The organism is Xaviernesmea oryzae, from assembly GCF_900109605.1.
In the GTDB taxonomy this organism is placed as follows: domain Bacteria; phylum Pseudomonadota; class Alphaproteobacteria; order Rhizobiales; family Rhizobiaceae; genus Xaviernesmea; species Xaviernesmea oryzae.
Window position 1 is genome coordinate 393,732 of sequence record NZ_FOAM01000002.1, and the last position, 24,235, is coordinate 417,966.

A 24,235-nucleotide genomic window follows, 5' to 3' on the forward strand; every position below is an offset into this window, starting at 1 on the left:
GCTCATCGAAACCTCCTCAGGAAAAGAAGCGGCGCGCCATATCCAGCGCATCGGCGAGCGCGTCCACTTCCGCGCGGGTGTTGTAGAGCCCGAACGATGCCCGGCATGTGGATGTCACGCCGAAGCGTGTCAAGAGCGGCTGGGCGCAATGGGTGCCGGCGCGCACAGCCACACCGGCCCGGTCGATGACTGTGGAAATGTCATGCGCATGCACGCCCTCGAGCTCAAAGGAGAAGATCGCCCCCTTGCCGGGCGCACGGCCGATGAGGCGGAGCGCATTGATCGCCGACAGCCGTTCCGTGGCATAGGCGGCGAGATCGGCCTCGTGGGCGGCAATCGCGTCACGGCCAAGCCCGTCCATGTAGTTCAGGGCCGCGCCAAGGCCGATCGCCTGAACGATCGGCGGCGTCCCGGCTTCGAAGCGGTGTGGCGGATCGCTGTAGGTCACGGTCTCGAGCGTGACGTCGCGGATCATGTCGCCGCCGCCGAGGAAGGGGCGCATGTCCATCAGCCGCTCACGCTTGCCATAGAGCACGCCGATGCCCGAAGGACCGTAGAGCTTATGGCCGGTCATGACATACCAGTCGCAGTCGATGTCGCGCACATCGACAAGCATATGCACCGCACCCTGACTGCCATCCACCAGAACCGGAATGCCCCGCGCCCGGGCAATACGGCAGATCTCCTTGACTGGAACCACCGTGCCCAACGCATTCGACATATGGGTGATGGCGATCAGCTTCGTGCGATCGGTGATGCAGGCCTCGAAATCCTCGATGTGGAAAGCGCCTTCGTCATCGACGGGCGCCCAGACCAGCTTCGCCCCTTGGCGCTCGCGCAGAAAATGCCAGGGCACGATGTTGGAATGGTGCTCCATGATCGAGACGAGAATCTCGTCGCCCTCGCCAAGATGCGGCATGGCCCAGCCATAGGCGACCGTATTGATCGCCTCGGTCGAGGACTTGGTGAAGATGATGTCATCGACCGATTCGGCGTTCAGAAAGCGGCGTACGGTTTCTCGCGCGGCCTCGTAGGATTCCGTGGCGGCATTGGAGAGAAAATGCAGGCCGCGATGCACATTGGCATATTCATTGGCATAGGCATGGGTCACGGCGTCGATCACCGCCTGCGGCTTCTGGGCAGATGCACCATTGTCCAGATAGACCAGCGGCTTGCCATGCACGGTCCGGGCGAGAATCGGGAAATCGCGCCTGACAGCCTCGACATCGTAAGCCGGGGCGAGCGTCTGCGGATTGATCGTCATAGCGGATACTCCATGAGCGAGCCGTCAGGATCGCGACCAGAGGCGTTGGCCAAACGGCCTTCCAAGCCCCGTCGAGCAGCTTCGCCGGCGGAAAGACAGAGCCCTGCCGCCGGGGATCAAAAGCCGTCTCAGGCGTGCCGATCCAGCCAGGTTTCGATGATGCCTTCGAGCGCGGCCACGACAGCCTCGTCCTCCAGCTCTTCGACAACTTCATCGACGAAGGCATTGACCAGCATCTGCCGGGCGCGTTTTTCGGGAATGCCGCGTGCCTGGAGATAATAGAGATGCGTCGGGTTGAGGTCGATCACCGTCGCCCCATGGCCGCACTGCACATCGTCGGCGAAGATTTCCAGCTCCGGTTTGGCCGAGAAATCGGCATCGTCTGAGAGCAGCAGCGTGTTGCACGCCATCTTCGCATCGGTCTTCTGCGCATCCTGTGCCACACGGATCTGGCCCTGGAAGACGCCGCGGGCGCGGTCGAACACAACGTTGCGGATGATCTCCGTCGAAGTCGTGTTCGGCACGTCGTGGCCGAGCGTAAAGGTCAGATCCGTATGGCTTTCGCCGCCCATCAGATTGACGGCGCGCAGCTTGAAGTCCGAGCCTTCACCATTGACGACGCCATGCACTTCCTGGCGCACCAGCTTGCCGCCTGCATTGATAACGAACAGCCGGAACTGCGCATCCGCGCCGAGCTCGAAATTCAGCTGGCCAAGATGGGTGTCGGATGCGCCCTGCTCCTGCACGAGGATCCAGGTCACATCGGCGCCATCCTCGATGATCAGATCGCTGACGCTGCTGATGAGCGACGCCGTGTCGCCCTGCGACAGGTGCCGTTCGATGACCGTCGCCTTGGACCGAGCGCCGAAGGTGAAGGGAAAGCGCAAATGGCTTTGCCCGGCGCTCTGGACGATCTGCAGTTCCAGCGGTTGAGCGAGAACGCTGTCTTCGGCAAGCGACACTTCAAGGCCGTCGCGTACGAAACTGCCGTTCAGCCGGCCGATCGCATCCTCATCGCCGCGTGCGGCCAGATCGCCCGCTGCGCTGCCGTCGAGCAGCGACTGGGCATAGGTGATGACGTCGAGGCCTTCGGGCGCGCCGGAAGCGTCGGCATGGCCGCCCAGAACCCGCAGCACGGCAGAACCGGCCGTCAGGGGTTCGACAGGCTGGACAAAGGCGGTCGCGTCATAGGTCGGGACGGTGCGTAGCAGCGCCCGCAGATCCGTATAGTGCCAGGCCTCGACCCGCCGCGTCGGCAGGCCGGCCGCCTTGAGCTCCGACAGCAGCGTATCACGCGCGGAGAGAACGGCACCATCGCCCGGCAAATCGCCGAGCTGAGCGGCATAGGCGTCCATCAGCGCGCTTTCGGCCGCCGTCATGGGAGCGGGAATATGAGCAGTCATGCGTGCCTCCTCAGGCCGCCGCGCCGATGATGTCGGCATAGCCATTGGCTTCCAGCTCATGCGCCAGTTCCTTCGGGCCGGACTTGATCACCTGGCCCTTGTAAAGAACATGCACGGTATCCGGCACGATATAGTCGAGCAGGCGCTGATAGTGGGTGATGACGATGACGGCACGATCGGGCGAGCGCAGCGCATTGACGCCATCGGCGACGATCTTCAGCGCATCGATATCCAGACCGGAGTCGGTCTCGTCGAGGACGCAGAGCTTCGGCTCCAGCAAGGCCATCTGCAGTACCTCGGCGCGCTTCTTCTCGCCGCCGGAGAAGCCGACATTGAGCGGACGCTTCAGCATCTCCGGCGAGATCTTCAGCTCAGCGGCGGCTTCCTTCACGCGGCGCATGAAGTCAGGCGTCGAAAGCTCGCTTTCGCCACGATATTTCCGCTGCTCGTTCATTGCCACCTTCAGAAACTGCATGGTGGCGACGCCGGGAATTTCGACCGGATACTGGAAGGCGAGGAAGATACCCTTGGCGGCGCGCTCGGAAGCATCAAGCTCCAGAATGCTCTCGCCATTGTAAAGAATATCGCCCTCGGTGACCTCATAGTCCTCGCGGCCCGAGAGGATATAGGAGAGCGTCGACTTACCCGATCCGTTGGGTCCCATGATCGCCGCCACTTCACCCGCCTTCACGGTCAGGTTCAGGCCGCGAATGATCTCGGTGCCGTCCTCGGCGATCCGGGCGTGCAGGTTCTTGATCTCAAGCATGTTCTTGTTCCTGTTCATCAGGCGGTTCAAGGCCGCCAGCGGTCGTTCATGCAACAGTGCGGTACAGTCAATTTTAGACGCAAGCCTTTTGCCTCAAGACGTCTCCGCGCAGCCGCCTCGCTCTTGTCTTTTCGGGCGGTACATCCTCGGGCGGTAGATCCTCGGGACAAGCCCGAGGATGACGACCTTCACATTGGCCGCCTCCACGCTCATCAGCCGACCGACCCCTCAAGCGAAATCCCGATCAGCTTCTGCGCCTCGACGGCGAATTCCATCGGCAGCTCCTGAATGACTTCCTTGACGAAGCCGTTGACGATCAGCGCGATCGCCGCTTCCTCGGGAATGCCGCGCTGCAGGCAATAGAACAGCTGGTCCTCGGAAATCTTCGAGGTGGTCGCCTCATGCTCGAACTGCGCCGTGGCGTTCTTGGCTTCGATATAAGGCACCGTATGCGCGCCGCAGCGGTCGCCGATCAGGAGCGAGTCGCACTGGGTGAAGTTGCGGGCGTTCGTCGCGCGGCGATGGGCCGAGACCTGGCCGCGATAGGTGTTCTGCGACACACCGGCGGCAATGCCCTTGGAGATGATCCGGCTCGATGTGTTCTTGCCGAGATGGATCATCTTCGTGCCGGAATCGATCTGCTGATGGCCGTTGGACACCGCGATCGAATAGAATTCGCCCCGGCTCTCGTCGCCGCGCAGAATGCAGCTTGGATATTTCCAGGTGATGGCCGAGCCGGTTTCCACCTGGGTCCAGGAGATCTTCGAACGGTGGCCGCGGCAATCGCCACGCTTGGTGACGAAATTATAGATGCCACCCTTGCCCTGCTTGTCGCCGGGATACCAGTTCTGGACTGTCGAATATTTGATCTCGGCATCATCGAGCGCCACCAGCTCGACCACGGCCGCGTGTAGCTGGTTCTCATCGCGCTGGGGCGCCGTGCAGCCTTCGAGATAGGAGACATAAGCCCCCTCCTCGGCAATGATCAGCGTGCGTTCGAACTGTCCGGTGTTCTTCTCGTTGATACGGAAATAGGTCGACAGTTCCATCGGGCAGCGCACGCCCTTCGGCACGAAGACGAAGGATCCGTCGGTGAAGACCGCCGAGTTCAGCGTGGCGTAATAATTGTCCGTCGTCGGCACGACCGAGCCGAGATATTGGCGCACGAGGTCAGGATATTCGCGGATGGCCTCGGAGATCGACATGAAGATCACGCCGGCCTTCTTCAGCTCTTCCTTGAAGGTCGTGACCACCGACACCGAATCGAACACGGCATCGACGGCGATCTTCGAGCTTTTCACACCCGCCAGGATCTCCTGCTCGCGCAGGGGAATGCCGAGCTTCTCATAGATCTTGAGGATCTCCGGATCGACCTCATCGATCGATTTCGGCCCGCTCTGGCTCTTCGGCGCCGCATAGTAGTGAATGTCGTTGAAGTCGATCTTCGGATAATCGACGCGTGCCCAATTCGGCTCGTCCATCGTCAGCCAGCGCTGATAGGCCTCAAGCCGCCATGCCAGCATCCACTCCGGCTCGTCCTTCTTGGCGGAAATGAAGCGGATGATCTCTTCCGACAGGCCTTTGGGGGCCTTGTCCATCTCGATGGCGGATTCGAAACCGTATTTGTACTGGTCGACGTCGATCAGGCGGACCTGGTCGATCGTTTCCTGCACAGCAGCCATGGCTTTTCTCCATCTGCCGGCATCGTTCGCCGGCCTGTCAATCGATCGTCTGTTTTCGTGTTGGCGCTCATGTAAGAAACGCCGTGTGCATTTTCACCTGCAGGCTGGGCAAATCCCGGCCTTTTTCGTCGATCCCGCTGGCCGCGAACCTATGGTCCCGCCCACTCTTCTCATGCCGCCGCCCCAGCAAGGCGCTTGCGGGCCACCACGCGCGCAAAGGCGGCGATGACCCTGTCCACCTCATCCGCCGTGGTGGCGGCCCCGAGCGACAGGCGCAGAGCGCCCTCTTCAGCCGTAAAGCCCATGGCGTCAAGAACCGGACTGCGTCCGACCTTGCCGGAGGAACAGGCCGAGCCTGAGGAGACGGCGATGCCTTCGAGATCAAGCGCGATCTGCAAGGTCTCGCCCTTCAGCCCCGGAAGGGTCACGAGGCTGGTATTGCCGATACGCGGCACGCGCGCGCCATGGATCAGCAGATCGGGTGCTGCTGTGCGCAGCCCCTCTTCCAGCCGGTCACGCAGCGCGGCGATGCCGGCCATGCGCGCTTCGATATCTTGCGCGGCCATATCGGCTGCCGCACCGAAGCCGGCGATTGCCGCCGCGTTCTCGGTGCCGGAGCGATGGCCCTTTTCCTGGCCGCCGCCGCGCATCAGCGGCGCCGGCATCAGCACTTCGCCGCGCGAGACCAGAGCACCGACGCCCTTCGGCCCGCCGATCTTGTGGGCGGAAAGCACGAGGAAATCCGCGCCCAGCGCCTCGATCGACAGCGGCAGACGGTCAGCCGCCTGCACGGCATCGACCACCAGAAGCCCGCCTGCCCGGCGGACATGCGCCGCCACGTCGGCAATCGGCTGAATCACGCCCGTCTCGTTGTTGGCCAGCATCACCGCCACCATCGGCAGGCCAAGCGCGCGATCATGCGCCGCAAGCGCGGCGTCCAGAGCGACGAGATCGATCAGCCCATCGGCATCGACCGGCAGCACGCACAGGCTGCCCCTGTCGAAACGACCGCCAGACAGCACAGCCGGATGCTCCGTCGCCGAGACATAAAGCCGGCTGACACAGACCGGCGTGCGGCCCATGTGAAAAACGGGGGTCAACACCTGGTTGGCTGCCTCAGTGGCGCCGCTGGTGAAGGTGACATGGGCGGGTAGCGTATCGCAGAGCCGGGCCACTGCGCGGCGGGCCGCCTCGATCATCTGCCGCGCCTTGCGGCCCTCCGCATGTACGGAAGAGGGGTTACCGGCGCAATCGAGCGCGGACAGCATCGCCGCACGCGCTTCCGGAAGAAGCGGCGCCGTAGCGTTCCAGTCCATATAGATGCGCGCCTTGCCCATCATGCTCTTTGCTTATCCGTCCGCTCGTCTGGCCTATCAGAATGCCGCCTGCGCGTGCACCGTCATGCTATGCCGCATTTTTCTTGATATCGCTGCGTCGCTTGCCGTAAGAGACGACACCCGCATGGCACCGTCCGTGCAACGTTTTTGAATGGTTCTAAACTGGGTTCTAGAAAAGCTGAGTGCTTTCGTCAAGACAGCACAGCAAGGACGCAGGTCGGCCGTCCCAATTTTTCCGGAGATGCAATGCCTGAAGTGATTTTCAACGGCCCCGCCGGTCGGCTGGAGGGGCGCTACCAGCCCTCCAAGCAGAAGAACGCCCCTATCGCGATCGTCCTGCATCCGCATCCGCAGTTTGGCGGGACGATGAACAATCAGATCGTCTACCAGCTGTTCTACATGTTCCAGAAGCGTGGCTTCACCACGCTGCGCTTCAATTTCCGTTCGATCGGCCGCAGCCAGGGCGAATTCGACCATGGCGCGGGCGAATTGTCGGATGCTGCCTCCGCGCTGGACTGGGTGCAGAGCATGCATCCCGATTCGAAAAGCTGCTGGGTCGCGGGCTATTCCTTTGGCGCCTGGATCGGCATGCAGCTGTTGATGCGCAGGCCGGAGATCGAGGGCTTCATCTCGGTCGCACCGCAGCCCAACACCTATGACTTCTCCTTCCTGGCACCCTGCCCCTCTTCGGGCCTGATCATCAATGGCGAGCTGGACAAGGTCGCGCCCGAGAAGGATGTCAACAGCCTGGTGGACAAGCTGAAGGCGCAGAAGGGCATTCTCATCACCCATCGCACGGTGCCGGAAGCCAACCACTTCTTCAACGGGCAGGTGGAAACGCTGATGGCCGAATGCGAGGACTATCTCGATCGGCGGCTGGCCGGAGAGCTGACGCCGGAACCGGCTGCCAAGCGCCTGCGCTAAAACAGACTGCCTGGCGCTTCGCGCCCAAGCGACGCGTGAGCGCGACACGAATCGAAGCGGAGATCCCCGATCTCCGCTTTTTGCGTTGAGCAGATCTTCCGCTACCGGACCATAGGCCAGAGCGCTCAGTGATCGTGCGATGCCCGCAGTCGTCGGGATGGTAGCCGATCACCTGGCAGAGCCGCTGAAGGATTTTGGCACATTCGTAAAGTCGAATACGCTTGATTCATCGGCGAAATCCGGCCTGCGATGCGTCTATTCCGCTACCGCGTTGCAAAAGTTTCAACCAAGAACAGTAAGTCAGATTGCACTTTCGCGGCGCCTCGCAGACCATGGGGGCTCTGCCCTGTCACGGTTTTGAGCAGGGCTGGCAGCATGGCGGGCAAGAAGGGGCCCACCTGTCACGCCGCAGCATCAAGCGATCACGAGGATCGAAGAGGAGCATACATGACCGAGCTGAATTTCCCGGTGACGATCGAGCTCGCCGCACGAATCAGCGAGATGGCCAAGGCCCAGGGGATCAAGGTCGAGGCGCTGCTCTGTGAGATGGCCGAGCGCATGGTCAACGAATTCGAGGCCTATGAGCGCTTCCGCGAAGCCGCCGAGACCGCGCCGCGGCGGGTGAATGGCTAATACCCAGTCTTGCTGACAGGAACCCATAGGACCGTCTTCCCGTCGCTTCCGGCCAGGAGAGGTCTGAAGAGCGATGCCGTCGCATCGGTCGAGGGCGTCTACGCCGGCGGAAGGGTCGGGACAGGGGCCGGAGGTCGCGTAGGCTTGACCGCGAGCGTCGTTGCAATGCTTGGACGAAGGACACGCATCACGCCTAGCCACCTGTCAAGCTTGTGCCATGCCAGGGTTTCTATCAACGAAACCGGGCATTACGCCGGGCACTGGCGCTACGGCCTAGCCAGAACGCCGCCAACGGCTGGGGCGGACACACCCGTTGTGCCCGGATAGGTCAGCGGCAGGCCTTTGAGCGAGCGGATGGCAAGGAAGCCCCAGGCTTCTGCCTCCATGGCATCGCCGTCAAATCCGGCCGTCTCCGCAGTGATCACGCGGGCGCCTTCCTGATCCGCGAGCAGGCTGAGATCGCCCAGGATCACCGGATTGTGGCGGCCGCCGCCGCAGATCACATAGGTGCCCACGGGCCCCGGCAGGTGGCGCGCCGAGGCGAGGATAGCCACCGCCGTCACCCGCGCCAGAGTGCGCGCACCGTCTTCCAGCGTCAGCGTTCCCTTGATCGGCGGCGCGAAATCATTGCGGTCGAGCGCGCGGCGATGATTTCCATGGAAGAAGGGGTGGGCGAGATAGCGTTTCACCAACGCCTCGTCGATGGTGCCCGCAGCCGCCAGCCGTCCATCGACGTCATAAGCCACGCCGGTATGCGCCTCCACCCATTGGTCGATCAGCGTATTCCCTGGGCCGCTATCAAAGGCAAGAAGCGCGCCGGTCGCATCGTCGAGAAAGGTGAGGTTCGAAATCCCACCGATATTGACGAAGACCACAGGACGGGCAAGCCCAGCCGGCAGCGCGCGCGCCAGTGCGGCATGATAGGCCGGGATCAACGGCGCGCCCTGCCCACCCAACACCATGTCATGCGCGCGCATGTCATAGACGGTTTGGATGCCGGATTCGCGAGCCAGCAGCGGCCCGTCGCCGAGCTGCACCGTCAGTCCCTGCAGCGGCCGGTGAAGAATGGTCTGGCCGTGAAAGCCGATGACGTCGATCTCGCGCGCGTCGAGCCCATGCATATGCAGAAAATCGTTGACGGCGACGGCATGCAGCAATGTCAGGTCCCGCTCCAGGCGCGCCAGCAGGCCGGGGCGCTCGGCGCGATCCTCGATCGCCTTGGCAGTCTCCAGCGCATCCGCAAGACGACGACGAAAGCTTGGGGCATAGGGGAGAGAGAGAAAGGGCCCGCGCTCGGCCACTGTCTCACCATTACTGCTGACTAGGGCGACATCGATGCCATCGAGGCTGGTCCCGCTCATCAGGCCGATTGCCGTCAGGGTCTGTGTCATCGCTGTCCTCGTCTGCTGTGCCGCGAATGTTCAACAAGCGGGTGCACAGTCAACAAATAGGTGATAAAGGCGCCAGACCATGCACACCGCCCGCGCATGGCGCCGGCGCCATGGGTTTACACCTTGCGCAGCGGCATGCATGAGAGCGCGTGACGGCGCAAGCCCTGCCCGCGCCAATCGATCCAGACCCTAAAGAGACGGGACCATGTCCGAATTCAAATCCGATTTCCTGCGCACGCTCAAGGAGCGCGGCTTCATCCACCAGGTCTCCGACGAGAGTGGCCTCGATGAACTCTTCGCCAAGGAGACGGTAACGGCCTATGTCGGCTATGACGCGACAGCGACCAGCCTGCATATCGGCAACCTGATCTCCGCGACGATGCTCTACTGGCTGCAGGAAACCGGGCACCGGCCGATCGCGCTGATGGGCGGGGGCACCTCGATGGTGGGCGATCCCTCTTTCCGCGACGACCAGCGCAAGCTGCTCTCCGTCGAGCAGATCGAAACCAACATTGCCGGCATCAAGAAGATCTTCTCGCGCATCCTTCGGTTTGGCGAAGGCCCGAACGATGCGCTGATGGTCAACAACGCCGACTGGCTGCTGAAGTTGAACTATGTCGAATTCCTGCGCGATGTCGGCCGCCATTTCTCGGTCAACCGCATGCTCTCCTTCGACAGCGTCAAGCTGCGGCTGGATCGCGAGCAGTCGCTATCCTTCCTCGAATTCAACTACATGATCATGCAGGGCTATGATTTCGTCGAGCTCAACCGGCGCTATGGCTGCCGGCTGCAGATGGGCGGATCGGACCAATGGGGCAACATCATCAACGGGGTGGATCTCGGCCACCGGATGGGCACACCGCAGCTCTATGCGCTGACCACGCCGCTTTTGACCACGAGCTCCGGCGCCAAGATGGGCAAGAGCGCCAACGGCGCCGTCTGGCTCAATGAGGCGAATTTCAGCCCCTATGACTTCTGGCAGTACTGGCGCAACACCGAGGACGCCGATGTCGGTCGCTTCCTGAAGATCTTCACGCGACTTCCCCTGTCGGAGATCGGGAAGCTGGCAGCCCTTTCCGGCTCTGAGATCAACGAGGCGAAGAAGATCCTGGCGACGGAGGCCACCGCGATCGTCCATGGCCGCGAGGCTGCGCAACAGGCCGCCGACACCGCGAGAACCACCTTCGAAGAAGGCGCTCTGGCCGACAGCCTTCCCTCCATCGAGGTGCCGCAGAGCGAGCTGGAGGCCGGCATCGGCCTGCTCTCGTTGATCGTGCGCGCTGGCCTGGCGGCCTCCAATGGCGAAGCCCGCCGGCATGTGCACGGCGGTGCCGTGCGCATCAACGACGCCGCTGTTTCCGACGAGCGCCTGACGATCGGCACCGGCGAGGTGACGGGCGATGGCGTGATCAAGCTTTCGCTCGGCAAGAAGAAACATATTCTGGTTCGCCCCGCCTGACGGACAGCGGATCGGCAGCGACGAATAAAAAGGCCTGCGGCGGTTTCGCTCGCAGGCCTTTCTCGTTTCAGACATGTTATCCGACAGATCGTGTTTTACTGAAACTCGAAGATCGAGCGGAAAACGCCGGGCGCGATGATCGACAGCGGATTGATCGTCAAATCCGGTTTGTCGAAGGGGCCGGCGAGCTTGAAGGTGATGCCGAGCAGACCCCGATCACGGCCATTGCCGAGAATGGTGCCGATGATCGGGACGGCGCCGAACAGCCGGTTCAGCCCGTAGGCCGGCATGAAGGTGCCGGTCATGTCCATCACGCCATTGGCGTCGCGCACGGTTCCCTGGAACGTGGCGCCGACATCGACGCCGCGCACGACGCCGTTTCCCACCGAGATCGCGCCGCCGTCCAGCGCTAGATTGGCAAAGCCGCGCTCGAAGCGGGCGGTCTTGACGTCGATATCCTTGTTGGCCGCATCGCCCAGGCTGCGGCCGTCGGCTGCGGGACTGGAGACCATGGACTGAAGCCTTGCTTCGTCGACGATCGAAAATTTCCGGATATCCACTGTTCCGCGCCAGGAGCCGGCGCCGCGCGCGCGTAGCTTCAGATTGATCAGCCCGCCGCGCATATTGCCGTAAATATCGGCGAAACGGGCTATGGCGCCGGCATCGCCGCTCGTCAGTTCCACCGTGTCGCCATCGGCGGCCATGCGCGCCACGAGCGCCTGGCCGCTGCCGGTCACGGCCGTCACGTTGACGCCGCTGATTTCGCGGCCCCTGGCTGCGTAGCTCAGATTGACATTGGAGAGCTGCTCGTTGTGAAAGCCCCGAACGGCTTTCAGGCTGGCGTCGATGACGATGTTCTGCGGATCGCCGCCATCCTTGCTGCCGGGAGCCTTGAGCCCGGCGATCACGTTGCGGGCATCCAGCGAGTCGCCGTCGATGGTGACGGAATAGCCGTTCTTCTGCCGCTTCAAACCGAGCGCGAAACTATCAATGGCGCTGAGCTTGATGGTGGAGAACTGCGCGCTGACAAGCCCAGCCTTGTCGAAGGTGAGATCGCCGGCAACGCCGAAGCTTGCGCCGGAAAGCTTCAGGCCCGACACCGTCGTGGTCCCGCCCTTGTCCATGACCGTCAAGGCGGCCTTGGCCGGCACGCCGGGCCCTTTGCTCCAGCCGATATAGGGAAAAGCAACGGACGCGCGGCCGAGATCGAGCTCCACCAGCTGGCGGCCATTGTCCTCCAGCGACAGATCCAGCCCGATCGGCCCGGTGATAATCTTGGACAGCTCAGGCGCCAGCTTGTCGAGTGCGCCCGCGGGCAGCGTGCCCGAAATGTCGCGCACGCGCTTGATCTTGGCATTGCTATCGATCGGCTCGACCATGCTGATATCGAGCGGGAAGCCGTCAACCTTGCCGGTGCCCTCAAGGGTCGCCTGCTGCCGATCGATACGCAGTGGACCCTGAACGTCGGTGATCGTGCGCCCGGAGAACGGTTTGGTCATGGAGACGCCGTTCAATTGCATCTCGACCTGCCATTCGGGCGGTGGCGGGTGCTGGTCGTTGATCAACCCGAAGCGGCCGCCCATTTCCGCCGTCACGTCTCCCTTGAAGTCCTCGGGCTTGAAGGGGGTGCGCCTCAGCGCGTCGATCGGCTTGAACGTCGATAACTCGGCCATGGCGTCGGCCTGACCCGCCAGCTGCAACCGGATCTCGGCCATCAGCGGCTTGGTATAGACATCGGGCATGACGAGCGTTCCGCCTTTGAGCGTCACGCTTCGGCCTGAGGGAAAATAGGAGGCTGCGCGATCGAAGTCGATTGCCACGCGCTGTCCGCGCATCTGGACCCGGCCATTGGCGTCGCGCAGCGGCGGAATGGTGCCGGTGACGTTGACACGCGCATCGGCGATTTCGAAATCCAGCTTCAACTCGTTCTCGTCAAGATCGACCGGGCCTGGCGTTTCGGCAAGCCGGCCTTCGGCCACCGAGACCTCGATCTTGCCGTTCTTCACCGTTCCGCCGAACAGATTGTCGACGACCCAGTGGCGCGCATTCTTGCCCACCCACCAAGGCCAGAGCTGCTTGACCGTGGAGGACTGCATGTCGGTCGTCAGCGCGGCGAAACTGATGCCGGGCGACGTCTGGCCGAACTGCACCGACAGCGAGCCGAGCAGCGAGCCGAGCGTGCTGCGCACGGCCAGCCGGTCGAAGATCAGGCTGCGCGTCTTGGTCAGAAACTGCCCTTTGATCTCCGCGGAAAACGGCAGCGGCGCCTCGCCCACATCGGAGGCGGAGGCGATTGCATCCTCGACATTGAGATCGATGGCAAAGCCTTTCGCCTCGGGATCCTGCGGATCGGCAAGATCGGCAATCGTGCCGGCAAGCGGATAGACCGCCTGGCCGAACCGCAGCGCCGAAGGTTGGACCGTGATCACCCGACGGTCGAAATCATAGGATGCGGACAGATCCGTCGGCAGCACATCGGACTGAAGGCCGCCGGCATGGAACGTGCCCTGCGCGAGATGGGCGGCAAGGTTCAACGCCGGTGCGGCGGGCTGCACCTCATCGGTCGTCGCAGCAGCGCCGGACGTCGCAGAAGCGCCGGGCGTCCCGACGGTCCCGCCGCGAACGGCCTCGATCGAGACGCCGCCTTCGGCGTCGATCCCGAAGGGCGGCTCCGTCTCTGTCGCCGGGCGGTAGAGCAGCGCCTCCATCGGCAGGCCGGCGATCGCGCCGGAGAGGCGCTCGATCCGCTCCTTGCCGCGCTCGGTCTTCAGATGCAGTTCGGCAGCGTGGCCATCCACCAGGAAGGCCCCGTCGATCCCCATCGATCCATCCGCGCTGCGGGCAAAATCCAGCCGTTCGACATCGACGGACACGACGCGGTTGCGCGGGCCGGATAGCGCCAGCTTGACATCGGATAGGCGCACGACATCGGTGCCGCTGCGGCTGATCAGCGTTTCGATGGCGTCCATCTGCTTGAAGACGATGTCGAGACCGGCCGGGATGTTCGCGATCCTGAGCGTCGTCAGGTCCAGCGGACCGCCGGAGGGTAGAACCGCGGAATCGAACGTGGCGCCATCGGCCTCGATGCGCGACACGGCAAGCCTGCCGGACATGAGCGCCTTGGTATCGACATCGATCGACACCGAGTCCATCGTCATCAAACGGGCATTCGAGGCTCGGTCGATCAGCGCGACGCCGCGCGCTTTCAAAGCCAGCCCGCCGCCGGGCGACAGGCGCAGAACCGTGGAGCCGACCTCCGCGCGAAAATTCTCGCCCACGGCCGCGTCCAGCGCCGCCGTTGCCCGCTGGTTCAAAATGCCGTCGAAGACGCCGTTTTCCATCGAAAGGATCAGGCCGCCGATCGCGAGCAGCACAAGAAGGACGATCGCCAGACAGCCATTGAACAGCCGGACATGCCATCGGCGATGCCCCACTTTTCGTGACGACCTGAACCGCCCCGGCCGATCCGTTGGCCGGCTGCCGGGCTCTGGCGGGCCGGAGCGCAGGGGATTTGCCGCTCCCGCCTGCGCCGGAGCCTGCGGATCCAGGCGATCATTGTCATTGCGGATGTCGCTCATCGGCAGAGGCAGCTTTCGAGTCTGTCGTTGAAGGGCATCAGCGCGCTATCATCCTGTTCCCAACCGGAAAGGCTGGCTTGGTCGTTCTGTCACCGCTTGTCTGCCATCGCTGCAGGCGAAGAGCAAAGGCATGGGCCGCCGGATATCCTCCAGCAGTCGCATCCTGTTTTAGCGGCGCAGCATGCTGAGCCGCAAGCGGCCAGATGGATCTCACCAGCGGAAAGGCAAGGCCACAGCATCGCCTCTTGCATCCGGCCAAGTGACGCGGCATGAGCGATGTATCGCTCCGTTCAATCCCCGGACGGGCCAAGCGCAAAACAGCCTTGGCTGCGCCCATGTGGTCCAGTGGCGCGCATGGACCATATAAGTGCGGCAATAAATGGTCGATGAGGAGACTTCGATATGACTTTGCCTGCCATTGGCTCCCCCGCCCCGGATTTTACGCTGCCGCGCGACGGCGGCGGCACGATCTCGCTTGCCGCACATCGCGGCCGGCATGTCGTTCTCTATTTCTATCCGAAGGACGACACATCGGGCTGCACCGTCGAGGCCATCGACTTCACCGCACGCGCTGCGGACTTCGAGGCGGCTGGCGCGACGATCATCGGCATGTCGCCGGACCCGGTGAAGGCGCATGACAAATTCATCAAAAAGCACAATCTCGGTATCGCGCTCGCCTCCGACGAGGATAAATCCACTCTGGAAGCCTATGGCGTCTGGGTGGAGAAGAGCATGTATGGCCGGCGCTACATGGGTGTCGAGCGGACCACGATCCTGATTGCGCCGGATGGCACCATCGCCCGCATCTGGGAGAAGGTGAAGGTGCCGGGCCATGTCGAGGAGGTGCTGGCGGCGGTCAAGGCGGCCGGCTGATGGACAACGCGGCCGCCATCTCCCTGCCTCAAATCCGCAGCCTGCGCGATGGCGCAGCCCAAGCGATCGCGGCCGCCGATCTCGACCTGAAGACCGAACTGGCGCAGGAAACGGCGCGGCGCTGGGCAGCGCGCCGTCTCTCGCTGCGCTCGCCGCTGGACGCGCCCGTGCCGGAGCGGCCGGGCCGGCCGGAGAAGCCCGCGCTGATCCCGCCGCGCAACGTGCCGCGTCGGTCGCTGCACACGCCGCAGGGGCGCATCGCGCTTCTGCATGCCATTGCCCATATCGAATTGAATGCGGTCGATCTGGCGCTCGACATCGTTGCCCGCTTTGCCGACCAGCCGGTGCCGCTCTCCTTCTTCGAAGGCTGGATGCGCGTCGCCTTCGAAGAGGCCAAGCATTTTCGGCTGGTGCGGGCCCGGCTGCAGGCGATGGGCGCCGATTATGGCGATCTTCCGGCCCATGACGGGCTCTGGCAGGCCGCCCATGACACGCGCAACGATCTGACGGCCCGCCTCGCCGTCGTGCCTCTGATTCTGGAGGCGCGCGGGCTCGACGTCACGCCGGCGCTGCAGGCAAAAATGCGCGAGACCGGCGACATGGACAGCGCAGCCGTGCTCGACATCATCTATGAGGACGAAAAGGGCCATGTCGCCGTCGGCGCGAAATGGTTTCGCTTCCTCTGCCAGCGCGAGCGGCGCGATCCGGTGCGCGCTTTCCAGGATCTGGTGCGCGCCAATTTTCGCGGGTCCCTCAAGGCGCCGTTCAACGACATCGCCCGCGCCGAGGCCGGCCTGACGCCCGCTTTCTATCGCTCGATGACGACATCAGCCAATATCTGAGCGGCAGCACTGGCCGGAGCATGCTCGCCAGCGTTTTACGGATATTGCCGGCTATCCCAGCACACTTGTTGGCTCCGGTTGAGACGCGCATGATGCCAAATGACTAAATCGTAAGGCTTCATTAACCTTAATAGGGCCCAATGCCGGCATTATCAGCGCATCCGCGCGATCATGATCGTTCGTTTGGGGTAGCCCGTGCCGCAGGTTTCGCAATCCCGGGTCTTTGGCAAGCGCACGGAACCGTTGCTGCTGATCCTCGCACGCGGCGATCGCGTGCGCCATCTGCGGCTTGCCCCTTGGACGACAGGCCTTGCAGTCGCCTTCTGCGCCCTTTTCTGCCTCACTTTTCTTGCAGCCACGGCCTATCTGGTTCTGCGAGACGACTTGATCGGCGGCGCCATGGCGCGACAGGCGCGCATGCAGCAAGATTATGAGGACCGGATCGCCGCCCTTCGCGCCCAAGTGGACCGCGTGTCCAGCCGCCAGCTTATCGATCAGCAGCTCGTCGAGAAAAAGGTCGAGACCCTGTTGCGCCAGCAGATGGCGATCAGCGCGCGCGGTGGCCGGATCGGCTCCCTGATCGAACGGGCCGAGCAATCGGGGCTCGATACGGCATCGGGTGACAGGACCGGCGGCGAGGCCGCACCTGCCATGTTGCAGGAGGCCCCCTTGGATGCGCATGAGGAAGACAGCGTTCCAGCCTTTGCGCTACGGCCGATGCCCGGACAGCGCGCCGAGGCTGCGGGCCTGCGCGCCATCGAGGCGCAGCTGGGCATGGGGGGAGCGACAGATGCCGCCAAGCCGACGGCGAGCCCTCCTGCGCCAGATTCCCGCGCTGCTCCGCTGCGAGCCCTGGCGCTTGCGGCGACGCCGGAAGAGAGCCTGCCCGACAGGGCCGACCGGCTGTTTTCCAAGGTCACGCTGTCCCTCAAGCAGATCGAGCGCGATCAGGCCGCGCGCATCGATGCACTGACGGCCGATGCACAGCAGACGGCCGAAGCCATCCGCGCCATTACCGCCCGCATCGGCGTGCCTTTGAACCTCTCCGGCGCGGCCGCGCGCAGCGATGAGAGCGCAGTCGGCGGCCCTTTTGTCGAGCCTGAGGCGCCTGAGGGTTTCGATCGAGCGCTCGTTGCCCTCGACGACGCCTTGTCGCACCTCGAATCCGTACGCGCCGAAGCCCGCCGCCTGCCCTTCGCCAATCCGGCGCCGCAAAGCGACATCACCAGTCCCTTCGGAAACCGACCGGACCCTTTTCTCGGGCGGTTGGCCTTGCATTCCGGCATCGATTTTCGCTTGAGTGTCGGCAGCGTCGTCCATGCGGCGGCGCCAGGCCGCGTGGTCAGCGCCGGCTACAACGGCTCCTATGGGTTTATGATCGAGATCGATCATGGCCATGGCGTCAGCACGCGCTACGCGCATCTGTCGGAGATCGGCGTGCGCAGCGGTGAGACGGTCGAGGCCGGCGCGGCGCTCGGCTCCTCGGGCAATACCGGCCGCTCCACCGGCCCACATCTGCATTACGAGGTGCGCATCGACGGCCGCCCGGTCGATCCCATGCGCTTCCTGACAGCCGGCCGCATGCTCGCAAGCTATATCGAGTAAGGCACCGGAGCGGGAATACGCTGCTTGCGACTCGTTTGCCGGCTGCACAAAACGATGGCGACGATCTCGCGCCCTCTCTGGCAAAATATCCTTCCGGAAACCAATTTTGCGCCAGAAACGGCCGTCAAGGCCCGCAAAATGCTGCATTCCTTGACTTTGCGCGGTATTGGCCCTAAGAGGCCGGCGACAGTGCTGCTGCAGCCGCGAAAACCCAAGGTTCGGACGAACCGGAATGGAAACAGTTTTCCCTTTGACCACCTTTTCTGACCTTGGCCTGAGCCAAAAAGTCCTCTCCGCCGTCACCGATGCCGGCTATACGAACCCGACGCCGATCCAGGCCGGGGCCATTCCGCCGGCGCTGAAGCACCGCGATATCCTCGGCATCGCCCAGACCGGCACGGGCAAGACGGCCTCCTTCGTGCTGCCGATGCTGACCCTTCTGGAAAAAGGCCGCGCCCGCGCCCGCATGCCGCGCACGCTGATCCTGGAGCCGACGCGTGAACTTGCGGCCCAGGTGGCTGAAAATTTCGAAAAATACGGCAAGAACCACAAGCTGAACATCGCGCTGCTCATTGGCGGTGTTTCGTTTGACGAGCAGGATCGCAAGCTGGAGCGTGGCGCCGATGTGCTGATCTGCACGCCCGGCCGCCTGCTCGATCATTGCGAGCGCGGCAAGCTTTTGATGACCGGCGTCGAGATCCTCGTGATCGATGAAGCGGACCGCATGCTCGACATGGGCTTCATTCCCGATATCGAGCGCATCGCCAAGCTGATCCCCTTTACCCGCCAGACCCTGTTCTTCTCGGCCACCATGCCGCCGGAAATCCAGAAGCTGGCCGATCGCTTCCTGCAAAATCCCGAACGCATCGAGGTCGCGCCGCCGTCCTCGACCGCCAAGACGGTGACGCAGCGCATCGTTGCGACGCATGACAAGGATTATGAGAAGCGCGCCGTGCTGCGCGATCTCATCCGCGCCCAGACCGACCTGAAGAATGCGATCATCTTCTGCAATCGCAAGCTCGATGTCGCGGATCTCTTCCGCTCCTTGAGCCGACATGGCTTCTCCGTCGGCGCGCTGCATGGCGACATGGACCAGAGTTCGCGCACGAAGATGCTGGCAGGCTTCAAGGACAATCAGATCACGCTGCTCGTCGCCTCGGATGTAGCGGCCCGTGGTCTCGACATTCCCGATGTTAGCCATGTCTTCAACTTCGATGTGCCGATCCACGCGGAAGACTATGTCCACCGCATCGGCCGCACGGGCCGGGCCGGCCGCTCCGGCGCCGCCTTCACCCTCGTCAACCGGCGTGACACGAAATATCTCGATGCGATCGAAAAGCTGATCGGCCAGAAAATTGAATGGCTGAACGGCGACCTGACTGAACTTCCTCCGCCTGCCGAGAGTTATGAGAGCGCCCGGCCGAAGCGTGAGCGCGGCGGACGGCGTGAACGCGACCGCGATCGTGGCCGCCGCTCGGATGGCGCTCGGCCTGACGCAGAAAAAGCCGAAAGCCCGAAGGCCGATAGTCATCGGCACGACATGAAAAGCTTGGACAATCCGGTCCTCGACGAGACCAATGCGAAGGCGGACACCGTGAAAGCAGAACGCAAGGCCCAGCCAAGGGGACAGAATACCGCTCGCTCGGCCAATCGCCCGGCACCGGCGCCTGCTCCGGCCAATGATGATCATCGCGACCGGCGCAACCGCTATCGCCGTGACCAGGACGACGGCCCGACGCCTGTCGGCTTCGGCGACGATATCCCGGCCTTCATGCTGATTGCCGGCAAGGCCTGAGGAATGAGCACTGCGGATCGGCGTGAGCCGGATGCGCGGACGCAAGACGACGAAAAGGCGGACGCAGCGATGCGTGCGCCTTTTGACGTTGAGCGGCTTCCTGCGCCCGGAATAGAGACCGAGCTCGTGACAGGGATATCGGGGCCACATGCCGCACGTCCTGGCGTGGATTTTCCCGGTGTCGGCTGCGGCCTGGCGATTCTGCGCGAGGGCCGGTTGCTGATGGCCCGACGGCTGAAGGCACCGGAGGCCGGGCATTGGACGATCGTCGGCGGCAAGGTGGACCACGGCGAGGTCTCGCTGGAGGCAGCCCGGCGCGAAGCCGAAGAGGAAAGCGGCCTGTCGATCGGCTCCGTCGAGTTTCTCTGCCTCAGCGAACAGATTATTCCCGCCGATCGCCAGCACTGGATCTCGCTCATCTATGTTACGCAGGACAGCACGGGCGAGCCTTGGCTGACCGAACCGGACAAGATTTCGGACATCGGCTGGTTCCCTCTCGATGGCTTGCCGGCTCCACTATCGGTCTTCGCTCGCGACGCCGTCACGGCCCTTCAAGTCAGATCCGAGCCACCGGCGTCCGATCTCGATACGCTGCGAACGCTCGAAGAGGCGCTTCACCAGCCTGCTCTGCGCGCCGCGCCGAAAGCGGTATCGAAGCTGCTTGCAGCGGATTTCATCGAGATCGGCAGTTCGGGCACGGTCTATGGACGCGACGAGATCATCACGGCGCTCGCGGAGGAGGCTGCACGCGGCACCTATCGAGCCGCTCAGGCGTCCGACTATCGCCTCATTGATCTAGGCGCAGGGCTTGCGCAGCTTGTCTACCGCACGACAGGCAGCGATCCGGCGCAGGAGAGGCCTCAATGCCGTTGGCGCAGTTCCATCTGGGCCTGGATCGATGGCCGCTGGCAGATGCGCTTTCATCAGGCCACTGTGGTCTGACAGGCGACAGGGCAAGGTGCGGTTACCGCTCAGGTTTCCTCTTTCGCGGATGAGCGCTTTTTTGCTTTCGGCTTTGCCTGAGGCTTCCGGCTCGCGCGCAGCGCCGCCTCGAAAGCTTCGCGCACCCAGAGCGCCATCTCCTCGGGGTCGTCATAGGCGGCGGGAGGCACAGTCCAATAAGGCATGTTGACCGGCTTGCCGCTCCTGCCCTCATAGAACCAGCGCTCCCCACCGGCCGCCTCAAGCCTCGGCGCACTCTCGTCGTCTCCCTTGAGCATCAACGTGCCGTCAAGCACGATGGCGAGGATGTGGCCTTCCGCATAAATTCCCTTACCGCCGAACATCCGGCGGATCGAGACAGGGCCGAGACTGTCGAACACCTCGAAAATCGCCTCATCGTCCATGACCGATCTCCCCCCGCCTCTGTTTATTCCTCGACCAGCCCCGCCTGGACCGACCAAGCAGGATCACAGGCAAAGCCCGACACTTATTTATTTATCGTGAAGGGGCAGCGAGGGGAAAGGGCAGACAATCGACTTGCGATCACATTGGTTCACCGCCACGTGGCATTTCCGCAGGAATACAGGCTGAAAAAGACGAGTGACACACCAGCCTTCGAGTTCAGCCTTCCACGAGGCAGGCGTCGCCTCGCCCACCGGGCTGAACGCGGGCACGCGATGCGTTATCCCCGCCAGGTCGGCGAAGTGCGGCGATGATTTGCGCCAAGATGGATACAGCGATTTCCTGCGGGGTCGAAGCAGCAATATCGAGGCCGATCGGTGCACGGATTCGGCCAAGCATTTCCGCGCTGAGCCCGGCTGCTTGCAGACGCTCCAGACGCCTTTCATGCGAGCGACGGCTGCCCAGCGCGCCGACATAGAAGCAACCGGCCTCGAGCGCCGCGATCAGGGCGGGATCGTCGATCCCTGGATCATGGGACACCGCCGCCACCGCGGTAAACGGATCCAATGGCCTGCTGGTGAAGGCATCGTCCGGCCACTCGACCACAAGGTCGACGCCGGCGAAGCGCTCCGCCGTGGCAAAGCCGCTGCGCGGATCGATCACACTCAACGCAAAGCCGCAGACGGGCGCAAGCACCGCCAGAGCCTGGGTGATGTGAACGGCGCCGATCACAATCAGGCGCGGCGCCGGCAGATAGATGTTGAGGAATGCCTCTCGGCCATCCTGCGTGACCGCTTTTGACTTTCCGCTCCTGAAAGCTTCACGAAGCTCAATCTCCAGCCGGTGCCCAGGGATCTCGTCAGGGGCGATGAGACCCATGACACCGGTGTCGAGCCATGTGAGCGTGGCCACAGGCCGGCGTTCGGCACGCGCGGCGTTGACTGCCTCGACAATTCCGCTCGTCATCCGGCATGGCTTTCGGACGCTGCATCCCGCGATGCCAGATCCTGAACGAAAACGCTGATGCGTCCGCCGCAGGAGAGGCCGGCCCGCCAGGCGGTCTCGTTGGACACGCCGAATTCGAGCAGTTGCGGCGTGCCGCTTTGGATCACGTCGAGCGCCTGGGCGATGACCTCGCTCTCCACGCAGCCACCGGATACCGATCCCTCGAAATTGCCATTGCCGTCGATTACGAGATGGCTGCCACGCGGACGTGGCGCGGAGCCCCAGGTGTCGATGACGGTAGCAAGTGCCACCTTGCGCCCTTCCGCGCTCCAGCGCTCAGCAATCACCAGCGGATCGCCCGCCTCCAACCATGCCGCTGTCATCCATTCCACCTCTGCTACATCTCCCCATTCTCTCACATGCGTGATGCAAAAGGAGCGGCTGATGTTCGTGTTAAGACCATTGTGCAGCACGTGGCCGAGCTGACATGCCGTTTGAGGAGATCAGCTAGGGCGCAGGGGCAAAAAGTGTATCCAGGTGTCAGCGCTTCGGCGCGCCGCAGATCACAAGGTGCGATAGCCACGGTCGTGATAGAGCAGCGCGGGATTGGGCTGACCGAGCGAGACGGCCTGGACGGCGCCGAACAGCACCCGGTGTGTGGCAACCACCTGGCTGTCGACGATGCGGCAATCGAAGGCGGCAACGGCCTGCTCCAGGATCGGTGCGCCGGTCGCAAGCGTCGTCCACTGTCCATGCGCAAAGCGATCGCCCTCGATCGGTTCGCTGCCGGAAAAAACACGCGCGAGCGCCAGTTGGTCGGCGCCCAACAGATTGAGCGAGAAGACACCGGCATCAAGGAAGATCTGGTTTTTCGGATTGCGCATGTTCAGGCAGATCAGCAAGGTCGCTGGATCGTCGGACACCGAGCAGGCGGCCGTAATCGTCACCCCTCGCCGCTCCCCGCCATGGCTCGCAGCGGCAATGTGCACATGGCCCGCGAGCCGGCTCATGGCATCGCGATAGAGGTCGGCGTCAGGTGGCAAAAGGGTCAAGGCCTAGAGGCTCCATTGGCAGGCACGGTCCGCGGCATTATCACGAAACCGATCAAGGAATTACCCGAGAAATTGCCGGGCGGCCATATCTGTTAAATCTAAAACCATAGACAAAAGTTATTGTCGGAAAACCATGTGAGAAAATAAGCGTCATTTAAAATCAATTATCGAAAGCACGATAGAAGCTGTCGAGTTTATTTTCTTTGTCGTCGTTATTCACACCGGATACAGCATCAAATTTTTTATCACCTGAACGATACGCCTCCCTCGTTGGATCTCAGTGCGCAAGCTAGAGCACAAGAAACGAATGATACCCATCATTGCGCCAGGAGCTCGGTGACTTCAACCTCCACCTTGCGCAACAAATTTTATATGTTAAATTAGACATGTTGATTTAATAGGTGGCGTTGCCTATTGGCGCGTTAAGGTGGTGTCGGTGCATCTCGACTTCAATGAAAGAGCGAAACATCATTTCGCAATACAGGGCGTTATAGTTGAGTTACCTTACGGACATTATCACGTAAATCCTGATACGACTTTTGAACCACCGGTTCAGATTTCAACGTTTGAACCATGGTTCCTTCCTTGTGAATTTGGTGCTTTCACGTATATCTGGGCACGCTGTCCATTTAAAGAAGTTGGACGTTATTCCTCGATTGCCGGTGACGTGCGCTCAATGGCACCTGAGCATCCGACGACTTGGCTCTCCAACTCGACATTTCCCTATTACCATGATTTTCCGCTATGGCGTCATCATCTCGAACGGCAGAATGCCGCCTTTGACTTTAAGCATTTTGAATCGCTTGCCGGTGTCTACGTCGGAAATGATGTTTGGATTGGCGCAGGTGCCTATGTAAAAGGTGGCGTTACAATCGGTGACGGCGCCATAATCGGAACACATGCCGTCGTTACGAAAAATGTCCCGCCTTATGCTGTCGTGGTTGGCAATCCTGGACGGATTATTCGAACCCGGTTTCCTGATGATGTCGTCGAACGACTTTTAAAGATTCGATGGTGGCAATACGATTTTACGCAGCTTAATGGTGTTGACTTCGAAAACCCGATAAAGGCGATGGACGAAATCGACGAAAGAGCAGCGGCTGGTCATATAAAGCCTTATGAGCCTCATCGACTTACGATGCGGGATCTTTTGCATTCTCTTCAATTTTAATAAGAAAATATAAATTTATATTATTATTATATAGGTAAAATAAAATAGATACGATATATGGATTTGTAATTGCATAATTTATATCTAGGCTGAGGACTCATTGATTGAGCCAGAAGATGACGGTTGCAGCGATGCAGATGGCGGACATGAAGGTGTGGGCACAGCGATCAT

20 protein-coding genes and 1 pseudogene are annotated in these 24,235 nt (G+C 62.3%); 10 read left to right on the forward strand and 11 right to left on the reverse strand.

Annotation, left to right across the window (positions count from 1 at the left end; genetic code table 11):
• Window positions 1-16 precede the first annotated feature (16 nt).
• The 5 genes from BMX61_RS03525 to BMX61_RS03545 form a co-directional block, all read right to left on the reverse strand.
• Window positions 17-1,264, reverse strand: coding sequence for a cysteine desulfurase (locus BMX61_RS03525; RefSeq protein WP_075627557.1), 1,248 nt, complete (start codon window positions 1,262-1,264; stop codon window positions 17-19).
• Between the two features lie 128 nt (window positions 1,265-1,392).
• A complete protein-coding gene (gene sufD, locus BMX61_RS03530; RefSeq protein ID WP_075627556.1) occupies window positions 1,393-2,667 on the reverse strand; it encodes a Fe-S cluster assembly protein SufD in 1,275 nt (424 codons plus the stop codon).
• Window positions 2,668-2,677: 10 nt separating this feature from the next.
• Entirely contained in the window at window positions 2,678-3,433 is a 756-nt protein-coding gene (gene sufC / locus BMX61_RS03535) for a Fe-S cluster assembly ATPase SufC (RefSeq protein WP_075627860.1), read from the reverse strand.
• A 212-nt stretch (window positions 3,434-3,645) separates the two neighbouring features.
• A complete protein-coding gene (sufB, locus tag BMX61_RS03540; protein ID WP_075627555.1) occupies window positions 3,646-5,115 on the reverse strand; it encodes a Fe-S cluster assembly protein SufB in 1,470 nt (489 codons plus the stop codon).
• 170 nt (window positions 5,116-5,285) lie between these two features.
• The gene (locus BMX61_RS03545) at window positions 5,286-6,452 is read right to left on the reverse strand and encodes a cysteine desulfurase family protein (protein WP_075627554.1); all 1,167 of its coding nucleotides are present in this window, start codon (window positions 6,450-6,452) and stop codon (window positions 5,286-5,288) included.
• A gap of 246 nt (window positions 6,453-6,698) precedes the next feature.
• Here BMX61_RS03545 and BMX61_RS03550 point away from each other — a divergent pair, with 246 nt between their 5' ends.
• Window positions 6,699-7,376 carry an alpha/beta hydrolase gene (locus BMX61_RS03550; protein WP_075627553.1) on the forward strand — a complete coding sequence of 226 codons (678 nt, stop codon included), beginning with the start codon at window positions 6,699-6,701 and terminating at the stop codon, window positions 7,374-7,376.
• Window positions 7,377-7,823: 447 nt separating this feature from the next.
• The gene (locus BMX61_RS03555) at window positions 7,824-8,009 is read left to right on the forward strand and encodes a hypothetical protein (protein ID WP_075627552.1); all 186 of its coding nucleotides are present in this window, start codon (window positions 7,824-7,826) and stop codon (window positions 8,007-8,009) included.
• 266 nt (window positions 8,010-8,275) lie between these two features.
• Here the strand turns inward: BMX61_RS03555 and BMX61_RS03560 are convergent, their stop codons facing one another.
• On the reverse strand, window positions 8,276-9,400 hold the full coding sequence (locus tag BMX61_RS03560; protein ID WP_075627551.1) for an anhydro-N-acetylmuramic acid kinase: 1,125 nt from the start codon (window positions 9,398-9,400) through the stop codon (window positions 8,276-8,278).
• Window positions 9,401-9,605: 205 nt separating this feature from the next.
• On the opposite strand from BMX61_RS03560, the gene tyrS reads away from it, so the two are divergent.
• Window positions 9,606-10,859, forward strand: coding sequence for a tyrosine--tRNA ligase (gene tyrS / locus BMX61_RS03565; RefSeq protein WP_075627550.1), 1,254 nt, complete (start codon window positions 9,606-9,608; stop codon window positions 10,857-10,859).
• 95 nt (window positions 10,860-10,954) lie between these two features.
• Here tyrS and BMX61_RS03570 read toward each other — a convergent pair whose 3' ends face one another.
• Window positions 10,955-14,437 carry a YhdP family protein gene (locus BMX61_RS03570; protein WP_075627549.1) on the reverse strand — a complete coding sequence of 1,161 codons (3,483 nt, stop codon included), beginning with the start codon at window positions 14,435-14,437 and terminating at the stop codon, window positions 10,955-10,957.
• A gap of 402 nt (window positions 14,438-14,839) precedes the next feature.
• Between BMX61_RS03570 and BMX61_RS03575 the strand changes: the two genes are divergently transcribed.
• The 6 genes and pseudogenes from BMX61_RS03575 to BMX61_RS24990 all read left to right on the forward strand — a co-directional run bounded on the left by BMX61_RS03575 (window position 14,840) and on the right by BMX61_RS24990 (window position 20,494).
• Window positions 14,840-15,310 (forward strand): peroxiredoxin, encoded by a 471-nt coding sequence (locus BMX61_RS03575; protein ID WP_075627548.1) that lies wholly within the window; start codon window positions 14,840-14,842, stop codon window positions 15,308-15,310.
• On the forward strand, window positions 15,310-16,152 hold the full coding sequence (locus tag BMX61_RS03580) for a ferritin-like domain-containing protein (protein ID WP_075627547.1): 843 nt from the start codon (window positions 15,310-15,312) through the stop codon (window positions 16,150-16,152). Before BMX61_RS03575 ends, BMX61_RS03580 begins: the two co-directional genes overlap by 1 nt.
• A 195-nt stretch (window positions 16,153-16,347) precedes the next feature.
• Entirely contained in the window at window positions 16,348-17,757 is a 1,410-nt protein-coding gene (locus BMX61_RS03585) for a M23 family metallopeptidase (RefSeq protein ID WP_075627546.1), read from the forward strand.
• Window positions 17,758-17,989: 232 nt separating this feature from the next.
• Window positions 17,990-19,552: a DEAD/DEAH box helicase gene (locus tag BMX61_RS03590; RefSeq protein WP_075627545.1), complete on the forward strand. Its 1,563-nt coding sequence runs from the start codon at window positions 17,990-17,992 to the stop codon at window positions 19,550-19,552.
• Between the two features lie 135 nt (window positions 19,553-19,687).
• Window positions 19,688-20,104, forward strand: a pseudogene (locus tag BMX61_RS24985) (NUDIX domain-containing protein); the annotation flags it as partial.
• A 39-nt stretch (window positions 20,105-20,143) separates the two neighbouring features.
• Window positions 20,144-20,494: a nuclear transport factor 2 family protein gene (locus tag BMX61_RS24990; RefSeq protein ID WP_234801465.1), complete on the forward strand. Its 351-nt coding sequence runs from the start codon at window positions 20,144-20,146 to the stop codon at window positions 20,492-20,494.
• 29 nt (window positions 20,495-20,523) lie between these two features.
• Here BMX61_RS24990 and BMX61_RS03600 read toward each other — a convergent pair whose 3' ends face one another.
• From BMX61_RS03600 to BMX61_RS03615, 4 genes are all read right to left on the reverse strand, one after another.
• Complete coding sequence (locus tag BMX61_RS03600; RefSeq protein WP_075627544.1) at window positions 20,524-20,898, reverse strand: TfoX/Sxy family protein; 375 nt, start codon at window positions 20,896-20,898, stop codon at window positions 20,524-20,526.
• A 217-nt stretch (window positions 20,899-21,115) separates the two neighbouring features.
• On the reverse strand, window positions 21,116-21,808 hold the full coding sequence (locus BMX61_RS03605; protein ID WP_407703734.1) for an XdhC family protein: 693 nt from the start codon (window positions 21,806-21,808) through the stop codon (window positions 21,116-21,118).
• A 50-nt stretch (window positions 21,809-21,858) separates the two neighbouring features.
• Window positions 21,859-22,224: an XdhC family protein gene (locus tag BMX61_RS03610; protein ID WP_075627542.1), complete on the reverse strand. Its 366-nt coding sequence runs from the start codon at window positions 22,222-22,224 to the stop codon at window positions 21,859-21,861.
• Between the two features lie 180 nt (window positions 22,225-22,404).
• Window positions 22,405-22,851, reverse strand: a complete 447-nt coding sequence (locus BMX61_RS03615) for a flavin reductase (protein ID WP_075627859.1) — start codon at window positions 22,849-22,851, stop codon at window positions 22,405-22,407.
• A 478-nt stretch (window positions 22,852-23,329) separates the two neighbouring features.
• Between BMX61_RS03615 and BMX61_RS25370 the strand changes: the two genes are divergently transcribed.
• Window positions 23,330-24,064 (forward strand): CatB-related O-acetyltransferase, encoded by a 735-nt coding sequence (locus tag BMX61_RS25370; protein WP_139198871.1) that lies wholly within the window; start codon window positions 23,330-23,332, stop codon window positions 24,062-24,064.
• Window positions 24,065-24,235: the final 171 nt, after the last annotated feature.

What these genes read in the sequence shown, in the direction of transcription:
- BMX61_RS03525 (WP_075627557.1), bottom strand. Translation starts at nt 1,264, where the DNA reads ATGACGATCAATCCGCAGACGCTCGCCCCGGCTTACGATGTCGAGGCT.
- sufD (WP_075627556.1), bottom strand. Translation starts at nt 2,667, where the DNA reads ATGACTGCTCATATTCCCGCTCCCATGACGGCGGCCGAAAGCGCGCTG.
- sufC (WP_075627860.1), bottom strand. Translation starts at nt 3,433, where the DNA reads ATGCTTGAGATCAAGAACCTGCACGCCCGGATCGCCGAGGACGGCACC.
- sufB (WP_075627555.1), bottom strand. Translation starts at nt 5,115, where the DNA reads ATGGCTGCTGTGCAGGAAACGATCGACCAGGTCCGCCTGATCGACGTC.
- BMX61_RS03545 (WP_075627554.1), bottom strand. Translation starts at nt 6,452, where the DNA reads ATGGGCAAGGCGCGCATCTATATGGACTGGAACGCTACGGCGCCGCTT.
- BMX61_RS03550 (WP_075627553.1), top strand. Translation starts at nt 6,699, where the DNA reads ATGCCTGAAGTGATTTTCAACGGCCCCGCCGGTCGGCTGGAGGGGCGC.
- BMX61_RS03555 (WP_075627552.1), top strand. Translation starts at nt 7,824, where the DNA reads ATGACCGAGCTGAATTTCCCGGTGACGATCGAGCTCGCCGCACGAATC.
- BMX61_RS03560 (WP_075627551.1), bottom strand. Translation starts at nt 9,400, where the DNA reads ATGACACAGACCCTGACGGCAATCGGCCTGATGAGCGGGACCAGCCTC.
- tyrS (WP_075627550.1), top strand. Translation starts at nt 9,606, where the DNA reads ATGTCCGAATTCAAATCCGATTTCCTGCGCACGCTCAAGGAGCGCGGC.
- BMX61_RS03570 (WP_075627549.1), bottom strand. Translation starts at nt 14,437, where the DNA reads ATGAGCGACATCCGCAATGACAATGATCGCCTGGATCCGCAGGCTCCG.
- BMX61_RS03575 (WP_075627548.1), top strand. Translation starts at nt 14,840, where the DNA reads ATGACTTTGCCTGCCATTGGCTCCCCCGCCCCGGATTTTACGCTGCCG.
- BMX61_RS03580 (WP_075627547.1), top strand. Translation starts at nt 15,310, where the DNA reads ATGGACAACGCGGCCGCCATCTCCCTGCCTCAAATCCGCAGCCTGCGC.
- BMX61_RS03590 (WP_075627545.1), top strand. Translation starts at nt 17,990, where the DNA reads ATGGAAACAGTTTTCCCTTTGACCACCTTTTCTGACCTTGGCCTGAGC.
- BMX61_RS03600 (WP_075627544.1), bottom strand. Translation starts at nt 20,898, where the DNA reads ATGGACGATGAGGCGATTTTCGAGGTGTTCGACAGTCTCGGCCCTGTC.
- BMX61_RS03610 (WP_075627542.1), bottom strand. Translation starts at nt 22,224, where the DNA reads ATGACAGCGGCATGGTTGGAGGCGGGCGATCCGCTGGTGATTGCTGAG.
- BMX61_RS03615 (WP_075627859.1), bottom strand. Translation starts at nt 22,851, where the DNA reads ATGAGCCGGCTCGCGGGCCATGTGCACATTGCCGCTGCGAGCCATGGC.